General features: G+C 45.3%; 1 protein-coding gene. It reads right to left on the bottom strand.

The window, feature by feature from the left end; all coding sequences use genetic code 11:
• On the bottom strand, positions 1-894 hold an 894-nt coding region (locus tag HK24_RS05555; RefSeq protein ID WP_143412293.1), incomplete at both ends, for a TonB-dependent receptor.

Genomic DNA, 894 nt, shown 5'->3' with positions numbered 1-894 from the left:
AGGTCAAGATTGATGTACTTATCGTTGTAGCGATATCCCAGTTCTTCTTTGATCGAATACTGGTTTTTGGGCATCGTTCCAGACGAGGCACCAACAGAAAGCGCAGATGCGCTAGGCTGACGGAAGTCCCCTTCGGCATTAATATAGATCTGGTGATGACTATTGAAATGATAGCTAATCGAAAAATGTGGCAGAGGGGCTGTGATGTTCTCTCCATGGGCGTTGCTATGAGTAGCAGCGGACATTGTCCAGATATTCGACATCACAAATTTGAAGCCCCCATCAATCTGGAGCTTGTCATTGAGGTACTTTGCTGTGTTTTGAATAAAAAGAGCGTGAGTTTCTGATCCAGAATTACTGCCATAGTTGCTACGTACACCATCAGAATACACAGCATAATTCAAGTTGTCGGGATGAGGATTGACGCCATTGGCCTTGGTCACACTGACTGGGAAATAAGCAATAGAGTTAGAATTCTGATACCAGTAACCGAACGTTAAATGGTTATGGCGGTCGATATCATAGTTACCCTGTGCAGTGACACCGACATTCATCGACAGAGTCTGGTTGTAATAGCTGGTCAGAGGAGTTCCCGCTGCAATAGCCGTACCATCCCTATAAGTATATTCCCCTGCGCTGGCTGTGCCATTGGGGCCACCATCCCAGCCACGTCCCCAGTTATAATAAGGCTTAAGATCAAAGCTCAACTTGTCATTAACAACAGCGTGTATGGGGGCAGTGAGGAATATTTCGTTCCAGATATCGAGGTTGTTCTTCCAGTAGTCATTGTTCTTGGCATCGAAGCCTGCGGTATGCCCATAACTTTGACCGGTATGCTTAAAGGTATAAAATTGCGAAGCTGTGGGGTAGTTATTAACAACGGAATCTTCATTG

The organism is Gluconobacter sp. DsW_058, assembly GCF_002153615.1.
Classification (GTDB): domain Bacteria; phylum Pseudomonadota; class Alphaproteobacteria; order Acetobacterales; family Acetobacteraceae; genus Gluconobacter; species Gluconobacter cerinus.
Note: the sequence above shows the minus strand (reverse complement) of the source record. Positions and strands in the feature narration are given on the sequence as shown.